The sequence below is a fragment of the Oligoflexus sp. genome (assembly GCF_035638955.1).
GTDB lineage: Bacteria > Bdellovibrionota_B > Oligoflexia > Oligoflexales > Oligoflexaceae > Oligoflexus.
In genome coordinates this window covers 22,614-30,676 of record NZ_DASQYZ010000298.1, presented here as the reverse complement: position 1 = coordinate 30,676, position 8,063 = coordinate 22,614, and the positions used below count along the sequence as shown (strand labels likewise).

The following is an 8,063-nucleotide window of genomic DNA, read 5'->3' as shown; positions in this document are numbered from 1 at the left end:
GCGGCCTGGTGGTCACCAAACTGGACGGCACAGCCAAGGGCGGTGTGATCATCGGCATCAAGCAGAAGTTCAAACTCCCGATTCGTTATATTGGAGTGGGTGAGAAGGCGAAGGATTTGAAAGAGTTCTCGGCGCGGGATTTTGCTGAATCCTTGTTTGCCTGAGGGCCCTCTTCGTCTTTCTAGAAAACAAAAAAGCGAAGCCAAACAGCTTCGCTTTTTTGTTTCTCATGTGAGATCTTAATGGCGGGACTTGCTATCGGACCTTCGAACTGCGGTTGTTGAAGAGCGTCCCACTTAACTGCAAAAAAATAATCACTTAAAAGGAACGAAAAAGGCCAATTTAAACCAGAGAAAGCCGTTCCTTTTTTGGAAATTCTGCTCCTTACGTCTTAATGGCGATATGGTAAAATATGCTCCAAGGTTGAGATGGGTAATATGAGTGGAGCTCAAATGACTAAGAGCAAGAGTCCAAAAGCCAGGCCGAAGGTTGACCCTTTAGTAAGTGATCTTATTGACCTAGGATTATCCCTCCAATTAATTAGTCGCTTTTTCTCAAAACCTTCGCGAAATTTATACGAGGCAATGCTTAGTGCGACCAAATTACTAGAGACCGAAATTCCGCCCAATCAGGGGGTCAAGTATTTCCGGGCAAGATGCACCATCCTCGACATCAAAAACCCAAGAAGACTTATACAGGAGGAAAATTAACTCGATTGAAAATCAAAACCTGCGACCTCTACTGCTTTATCTCGATCGACTTTTCGCTGCCCACGTAGATTCCTATGACAGCTACGAAATGCTCGTCACACAATGGTTTGTCGAACTTCTAAAGATGAATGGCATTGATTGTGTAATTTATAGCAGTGTGGCAGTGGGATTGAAAGAACCTGAGCTTAACTTTAAAATTGCCGGTAAACTCATCGAATACTATAACCTGTGCGCTTTAAAACCGGAAAAATGGAAAATGACAAAGAATAGTCCAAAGGTAGTTAAGGTCCGGTCTATGTCAGTTGTAGCCATGGATGACAATACATGGATTGACTATCAAGCCCTAACTGAATTGGCCAAAGATCCGGAACTTGGGACTTGATTCTTTCATCCTTTCACTGCGGAACTTTTGACCTTTCGGTGTTCAAAAGTGAGCTTAGGTTCTTGCCCAAGCAAGTATGCCACAGCAGCAACGGTGTCCAAAGTGATATTGGATTCTCCTCGAAGGAGCTTAGCAGTAGTCGCTGAACTCATTTGTAGTCTTCTCTCAAGTTCGTTGAAGCCAATGTCTTCTTGGGTCATATAACCCGCAAGAGCTTTGCTCACTTGGTCGGAAAGATGTCGTCGAATCCGAGAACGCTCAGCAGCTGCGGCTTTAATATCTCGAATTTCATCAGGAGTGAAAAGCTCCTGCTCCACATCATCTAATTTTGCATGCTTGGCGAGTTTCTTTGGATCAAAACTCATAAATCTACTCCACAGACTTCAGTCGTTGTTTGGCCAGCTCGATGTCGCGATTCTGCGAACTTTTGTCCCCCGAGTTAACAACAAGACAGATCGATTTGCCATCAAACCCAAAGTAAATTCGATATCCCGCTCCAGTTCTGAGATCCCGAATCTCCCACAGCTTCCCATCAAGATGCTTAAATACCTTAGGCCTCGATCTTGGACCATCATAAGCCAAGTCATTCAACAGGTCAGTCAAATATCGCTTGTCTGCGGGCTCAAGGCTTTTAAGCCACCTCGCGACAGGCTTTTCACCATTTTCGTTCACCCAAAACCAGACTTCGAATTTTCGTTCTGACGCATCCATGCATCACTCTCTAATCGGTATTTTACAGCAAAACTTTACTATACTAAAGTACTTTAGCAAAGTAAAGTATTGTTGCTATTACAGTGTCTTACGGATGCTTAACGTTCAATTTTAGTTGATGTCAGAAGAAAACTATTCATTGCAGTTGGTTAAGGAATGAACCTTCCAAAAAGCAAGATAGCCAGCTCTGCTCGAACTGGCTATCTTGCTAATTTTACTATGTAAAATACTGAAAAACCTGCAGGGAAGCAAAATGGTGGGACTGCCTATCCGATCTTCGAACTGCAATTGTTCAGTCTGGCATCATCTAAACTGCTAGGAATCCTTCACAAAGGGGAACAGAATTGCTCAAAATGACACGCTAAATTCTGTTCCTTTTCTAAGCATTCTGTTCCTATTTCTCCAGCTAACAATCGTTTACCTATAATAGATATGATCGCATGCCAGGACAGGAGCGGGCGCCAACGACCAAACTTTGCGTTTGATTTTTTTCACGCCAAGAATATCGTGGGGTGAAGTTGGCTTTTTTGGTGTGAGACCGGAGTCCCACCTCCGATCTCCGAAACAACCGGAGCCTGGCACTAGATCAGAGCAAGCACCGTCTGCTTCCACCGCGGAGTTATTCACTCCACGTCGGAACATAATACGATTGCGCCTGCTTTTCAACCCTGCCGGACTCCCTCAATGGATTGAGGGAACAAATGTCAAACCTAGCATGCGAACTTTACCCCCTAAATCATCCTGTTTTTTCTGGCGGCAGATACCTTCGGGCGTTTGATCATCTTCCAGATATCGACAGTCGTGAGCACCACCTTCTAATCTATCTGGGGTCGTTCATGCCCTTTGATGTTGGGTTTGTGGACGAAGCTGCGTACCCGTCAGTTTCGACAATCGCTAGAGCCTTGCGAATGAGCGAATCGACAGTGCGCAAAAAAGCGAAGAGCCTCGAAAGAAAAGGCTATCTCCGAATCAATAGCGCCATTTTTACTAACACACGAGGAAAATTTGAGCAGCGGGCTAACCGATACTTTTTTACCCTGGATGCATTCAAATTTTTTGAAGGTGTGATCGAGGATGAAGCCCGCATCAAAGTCACCCTAAGAAAAGGCCATGGCGAAGCGCGTAACGGTCAAATTTTCCCCATCGCAGATTACACCCCTCCTCCATCGGCGCTTGGCTCCGTCCCGGTGCAGCAGATACTCCCTCCCATCGCGCAGCCAGCGCCTAATTCCTTAAATGAAATCCTAACTCATCCTCAGCCTCTCCATTCCTCTTGCATGCGCGACTTGGGCGCTATTCGATCTGAGGTCGACAATATCGCTGAAGGCTGGAAAGAAGTGGTGGGTGTGCCAGTTGGTCCTGATGAGAAAGAGCGGTTCCTGGCTAAGTACGTCAGTACACGCGGGAACGAACTGTACTTTCTTGAGAGGACCAAAGAGATTTGTGAATGTGTGTACCTCCTGAGTCGCGCGAAGAGCATCAACTTCCTGTTCAGTGGCCTCGACATGGCAAAGAAAAATCGACAGGAGATTCGCCATATCGCAATGCGGGCGCTTAATACGGTCGATACTGAGGTTCAGCTCAACGAGGTAATCACCCAGCTACCCCAGCTGATCGCCGCAAAGTCGAAACATTTTGCAGAACCGTCCCCAGCCCTGGTCAATGCAATGCTGCAGGACCTGATCAATTCCGCCCGACAGAGACTTTGCATCCCGTGCAAACCAAAGCTGCCAACGAATGACGCGGAGCTGCGGAAGGAAATCGATCGAATGTTGAAGTCGGACGTGCCTCAGGAAACGAAGGAGCGCCTCATGACTGTGAGGCAAACCATAGGGAAAATGAATTTTTCAAGAAGCCTTGAGCTTTTCGCGAGACATGCTGTGAACATGGAGGCCGTCTAATGCCTGCATCTGAAGCCAAGAAGCTGCGAGAACGGTTGCGCTACCACAACAATCCTGAGCCGAAGAAGGCGGCATCTCGCAATTACCGAAAGACCAAAAAGTTCGCGGGTTCGCACGCCTCCGAGCCAACAGAAGCCAAAGCGTGTTCCAAAACTACCCGCAAGTCATCCCTGCATCACCTTGTAGCAGTGGCAGAACCCAAGGCGGTAGAACCTGTATCGTCAAGTCCCGTGGTGGCAGAACTCGAGGCGACAGAACCCGTGATGGCGGAACCCGAGGCGGCAGAACCCGTGATGGCGGAACCCGAGGCGGCAGAACCCGAGGCGGCAGAACCCGAGGCGGCAGAACCCGAGGCGGCAGAACCCGAAGCGGCAGAACCTGAAGTGGCGGAACCCGACGCGGAACCCGACGCGGAACTCTCTTCTAATGGAACGTCTTCATCACAGGGCGACAACGCCAGCGAAATGCCATTTCAACTTTCGCTGAGCTTTCAAATGCTTGAGGAACCTTCGATGAATCAGGTTCGGTTCGATAGCAACGTGCACCATTTTCCGTCACACTTCCAAACTTCCGATACCCCGCAAGGAATCCCAAAAGCTGAAGCTTTCCCTCCGCTAGTGATATTTCAGTTGGCCGTGACTTTGGGTCTGTCTGGCTTGGCCACATTTCTGCAATACGAATTTTATCATGAGCATGATGTGCTGCCAGGCTATGCTTGGCCACTCGCCATTGCTGGCGCCGTCGGCATGCTGTCGCTTGCATCGATGAAGTTTGCGGGAGTTTGGACAGATCGCGCAAGAAAGTTCCTATACGGGGCTTGTTATGTATTTATGGTCCTTTCCTCATCTTTTCATGTCGCGGATAAAGCATGGGATGATGCCGCCAAGGTTCCAATGACTGACCATGCCAACGGCAAAGCAGACTCATCACCCGCTGCAGATCGTGCTCTCAATGCAATGACTGATGCTCTAAAGCAAGCCACAAAAAATCGAGCCTGGAACGTCATGGAAACAATGGGTGTCCATGTGTCGAAACAGATTGTTCCGAAAACTTCTGTTCAACAGCCAAAACCTTTCGGCATCACCCGTGATTGGGTAATTGGGATTGGTGCCGTGATCATCATCGTCCTACGTGCTTTGCTGGAAGGTATACAAGCGCTGACGGCGATTGCGGTGAGAAACTATCTTGCCACGCGATACTCACGCTAACTGAACCGGGCGATGTCTCGGCAAGGGGTTTCCCGGCAAGGGGTTTCCCGGCAAGGGGTTTCCCAAACCATACACAAGGAGAAGCGAACATGAACCTGAACGACGTCGTTGCCGCTAAAAACCTGGAGTTGGTCTATCGCGCTGCGGATAAATATCTTGAGCAAAATGGCGAAATTCCCAAGCAGGTTGATATCCTGGCCAAGTGTCCTGGCATGTCCAAGCAAACTGTAAAAAAGTACCGCAAAGAGTGGCTGGCCGAGCGAGGATTGGGCTCCTCCGAGGACAGCGATGATGACATTTCGATTGGATTACGCAAGGCCATCAATATTGAAATTCGCGATCGAAAAGCGAAGGCTCATAAGGAAATTCATGATCAATTGCAAGACCTCGAAAACGCGAACGACTCTTTGGGTATCGAAAATGAATTCCTCAGAGGAAAGCTGAGCGACAGCACAGCAGAGCTTTTGGCGGTCAAAGAGCAAAACGCCCATTTCGCCGGCCAGCTCCATACCTTCACCGAGCAAATCCAGAAACTTGAAGCAGCCCTCCAGGAATCAGCCGCCCAGGTGATATCGCTTCATGATCAATGCGAAAAGAAGATTGCAGCATATCAACAAGCTGAACGTGAAGCGCTGGAGCGAGAGCACGTTGCCCGTGAAGAGCTTGTTGCCTTGGCAAGCTCAAAAGAACTGGCAAAATCCGAGATCCTTTGGGCAGAGGTCCTGGAAAAAGCGTTGAAGCGCGAAGAGTGGTTCGCAGAGAAATTTGTGAAGCATTCGGCCAAGAGCTTGCCAAATCCGGTCTAGCGGAAAAGGTCCTGGATCTCGATCCCCAGGGCCTTTGCCGTTTTCAAAAGCGTATGAAGACTTGGGCTGTTGGTGCCGCTTTCGAGCATTTGAATGTACCTCGGGCTCGCACCATACCTGTGGGCAAGCTCTTCCTGCGAGATACCCAGGACATCGCGCTGTGCTTTGATATTTTGCGCAATTTGTTTTAATAGATTTTCGTAAGCTTTCTCAATATCCATAGCTGCGATTATGGAAAATGAGCACATTTCTGGACACGAAGTGGTTACTTCGTGAGTCAATATGACCTACAAATCTATATGTTTAGTTTAAGGTATGCAGTCTCATGCGCCAAAAGGATGAGCTATTTTATTCGCGACTGAATGAGGGCCTCAAAGAAGGATTCGTGTTGGGCCTTTTTGCAAGCTTGGCTGACCATGAGAGACTGGACGAGGTTCATAAGTTCTTTGCGGAAATGACAGTGCCATATTATCCAGAATCTCGAATTCTTCCTGAAGCGTACCTTCATGATGATTTGGTCTCAGTTCCAGGTTTAAGCTTATCAGTCGGGCATCCGATCCCCGTCGCAGAGAAACGGTTTGTCAAACTTACGCAGGAGTTGATCGGCTGCTGGTTCAGGTGCTTAGACCATTTCTCATTGGTCGGAACTCTGACTGTGGCATATGGCGAAATTGCATACTGCAAGCCACCGGTCCAGTTGTTCTCTGGTATTGCCCACGATCATGCGATCTCGATGATGGCTTTTGTCATCAACACTAATGAGAGATGGCGAGGGCGGAACACTAGCCATAGGGTCGCTGCCAACAGAGCCGCAATGGACCTATTATTCGCTAAGCCATTTGAGGAGATCCTTGCTAATCCAGACGACGAATCCATGATCATGTATGCGACCGGTTATGAAGAGAGCCTACTGATCCTTTAAAATGTAGCTTTGCATGCTCTCCTTATTGATTGCGCAGTCATTCTTCTGGTTATAGTCAAAAAGTCGACCATGCGAACCCACATGCTTCGGCTGCGTTACCGACTCAACCATGCCCCATAACAGCCCTCCTTTACCTCCAAAAATGATATGAATTTCAATGCCAAAAACCGGAGTTGACTTGGCTAGTGCATTGCGCTATCGCTGCCACGGAGCCGCATCCACGACGATTCAGAAGCATTCTCTGAGCACGAGAATCGGCATCGACAATACTGGTTCTTAATGGGCATCGTATCTCAATTACAAGGAATGTCGGATGAGAGAAATACCAAGATTTGCTGCGTATTTTTGCTTGGCTTTGTTGGCGCCTCTCGGCTGTGCCAAGAATAAGGACGAAGACGCCCCAGAGGCACCACAGCCGAGAGTATTGAGCTTAGCAGCTTTTTATGCCCCCACGTATGCTGACCTTCCCTGGGAAGAAAAGTGTTCGGGCACCATGCAATTCTTCAAAGATTTTCAAAAGGAATACCTTCCAGATTCCGAAGTCTCTTTTTCAGACCGGACCTGCAAACGCGAACTTGAAGTCGAAGATACATACATAAATGTTATCGAAGTTGCCTACTCCCGGAATGGTCAAAAACTCAATCTGGAGACTCATCTTCAAGCTGTTTTTGACTCTCGCAAACTCAATTTGATCCCGGATCAAGTCACCTTTAACCGGAGAATATCTGGCAACGATTTGCCTGTGTTTAGGTACGACCCGGTCGATGCGAATATTGGTTCCAACCTTTTAAATATAGCCGAGACTTTTGATGCTTGGCTGAATAAAGAGCCTGACGGTCCGATCAAAATCTATGGCTATCCTTATCCCGAGTTTCTCGCGCTCATTCAGGAGAGATTCGGTCCCGAATCAACAGGCTTGGAACTAACATCACCCAAGGTCACGTTTAAACTTATACCTAGCTCTGAGAATGCAGGGTCAGGCACAGTCGAGTTTACTTCAGCTGATTTATCGACATACCCCGCAGGAACGCTGCTCGGATGTTCAGATCTTCCCTGTCTGCAGGCTAGTGGGATTACGTTCAAGGTCGCAGGACCTTCTTTGGCTCTTGTAGGTCCTGCGACTGAAGAAGGAAGTGACAATGGAATACCGGTCAAAGTTCGGCCAGGCTTTAGGGTTTATCTCGACTTTCTGAAGAAGCGATAAAAATAGCTCATTGAAATGCATTCCGCTTTTGAAGCAATGCAATCATTAGCACAGATATTCTTCAGCGACTTATGAAGTCGATGACCTGCCATCGAGTTAGCGATGGGCTACACGCATACTGCATGAGTGGTTGAGTTATTCGATGACGAGTTTTTCACTGTTGCTCCAATAAAAAAAAGACGGCCCGCGCGAGCCGTCTTTAGATTTTGATTTGTTTCA

Annotated in this window: 9 protein-coding genes and 1 pseudogene; 7 read left to right on the top strand and 3 right to left on the bottom strand. The window is 47.9% G+C overall.

Annotated features, from left to right (window positions below; genetic code table 11):
- Positions 1-164: pseudogene (locus tag VE954_RS43870) on the top strand (signal recognition particle-docking protein FtsY); the annotation flags it as partial.
- A gap of 634 nt (positions 165-798) precedes the next feature.
- Positions 799-1,092 carry a hypothetical protein gene (locus VE954_RS27510; RefSeq protein ID WP_324958933.1) on the top strand — a complete coding sequence of 98 codons (294 nt, stop codon included), beginning with the start codon at positions 799-801 and terminating at the stop codon, positions 1,090-1,092.
- 5 nt (positions 1,093-1,097) lie between these two features.
- On the opposite strand, the gene VE954_RS27505 is transcribed toward VE954_RS27510, so the two are convergent.
- A complete protein-coding gene (locus VE954_RS27505; RefSeq protein ID WP_324958931.1) occupies positions 1,098-1,457 on the bottom strand; it encodes a hypothetical protein in 360 nt (119 codons plus the stop codon).
- 4 nt (positions 1,458-1,461) lie between these two features.
- A complete protein-coding gene (locus VE954_RS44450) occupies positions 1,462-1,803 on the bottom strand; it encodes a type II toxin-antitoxin system RelE/ParE family toxin (RefSeq protein ID WP_414699035.1) in 342 nt (113 codons plus the stop codon).
- Between the two features lie 689 nt (positions 1,804-2,492).
- Here VE954_RS44450 and VE954_RS27500 point away from each other — a divergent pair.
- From VE954_RS27500 to VE954_RS27490, 3 genes are all read left to right on the top strand, one after another.
- The gene (locus tag VE954_RS27500; RefSeq protein WP_324958929.1) at positions 2,493-3,704 is read left to right on the top strand and encodes a helix-turn-helix domain-containing protein; all 1,212 of its coding nucleotides are present in this window, start codon (positions 2,493-2,495) and stop codon (positions 3,702-3,704) included.
- On the top strand, positions 3,704-4,912 hold the full coding sequence (locus VE954_RS27495) for a hypothetical protein (protein ID WP_324958927.1): 1,209 nt from the start codon (positions 3,704-3,706) through the stop codon (positions 4,910-4,912). Before VE954_RS27500 ends, VE954_RS27495 begins: the two co-directional genes overlap by 1 nt.
- 89 nt (positions 4,913-5,001) lie before the next feature.
- On the top strand, positions 5,002-5,718 hold the full coding sequence (locus VE954_RS27490; protein ID WP_324958926.1) for a hypothetical protein: 717 nt from the start codon (positions 5,002-5,004) through the stop codon (positions 5,716-5,718).
- Here the strand turns inward: VE954_RS27490 and VE954_RS27485 are convergent.
- Positions 5,715-5,939: a helix-turn-helix transcriptional regulator gene (locus tag VE954_RS27485; protein WP_324958924.1), complete on the bottom strand. Its 225-nt coding sequence runs from the start codon at positions 5,937-5,939 to the stop codon at positions 5,715-5,717. The two genes, VE954_RS27490 and VE954_RS27485, sit on opposite strands and share 4 nt — an antisense overlap.
- A gap of 104 nt (positions 5,940-6,043) precedes the next feature.
- Between VE954_RS27485 and VE954_RS27480 the strand changes: the two genes are divergently transcribed.
- Both VE954_RS27480 and VE954_RS27475 read left to right on the top strand, forming a co-directional pair.
- The gene (locus tag VE954_RS27480; RefSeq protein ID WP_324958922.1) at positions 6,044-6,640 is read left to right on the top strand and encodes a hypothetical protein; all 597 of its coding nucleotides are present in this window, start codon (positions 6,044-6,046) and stop codon (positions 6,638-6,640) included.
- 313 nt (positions 6,641-6,953) lie between these two features.
- A complete protein-coding gene (locus tag VE954_RS27475) occupies positions 6,954-7,844 on the top strand; it encodes a hypothetical protein (RefSeq protein ID WP_324958921.1) in 891 nt (296 codons plus the stop codon).
- The last annotated feature ends 219 nt before the right edge of the window (positions 7,845-8,063 follow it).

Excerpts from the sequence above, each read along its gene's own strand:
- VE954_RS27510 (WP_324958933.1), top strand. The coding sequence starts at position 799 with ATGCTCGTCACACAATGGTTTGTCGAACTTCTAAAGATGAATGGCATT.
- VE954_RS27505 (WP_324958931.1), bottom strand. The coding sequence starts at position 1,457 with ATGAGTTTTGATCCAAAGAAACTCGCCAAGCATGCAAAATTAGATGAT.
- VE954_RS44450 (WP_414699035.1), bottom strand. The coding sequence starts at position 1,803 with ATGGATGCGTCAGAACGAAAATTCGAAGTCTGGTTTTGGGTGAACGAA.
- VE954_RS27495 (WP_324958927.1), top strand. The coding sequence starts at position 3,704 with ATGCCTGCATCTGAAGCCAAGAAGCTGCGAGAACGGTTGCGCTACCAC.
- VE954_RS27490 (WP_324958926.1), top strand. The coding sequence starts at position 5,002 with ATGAACCTGAACGACGTCGTTGCCGCTAAAAACCTGGAGTTGGTCTAT.
- VE954_RS27485 (WP_324958924.1), bottom strand. The coding sequence starts at position 5,939 with ATGGATATTGAGAAAGCTTACGAAAATCTATTAAAACAAATTGCGCAA.
- VE954_RS27480 (WP_324958922.1), top strand. The coding sequence starts at position 6,044 with ATGCGCCAAAAGGATGAGCTATTTTATTCGCGACTGAATGAGGGCCTC.
- VE954_RS27475 (WP_324958921.1), top strand. The coding sequence starts at position 6,954 with ATGAGAGAAATACCAAGATTTGCTGCGTATTTTTGCTTGGCTTTGTTG.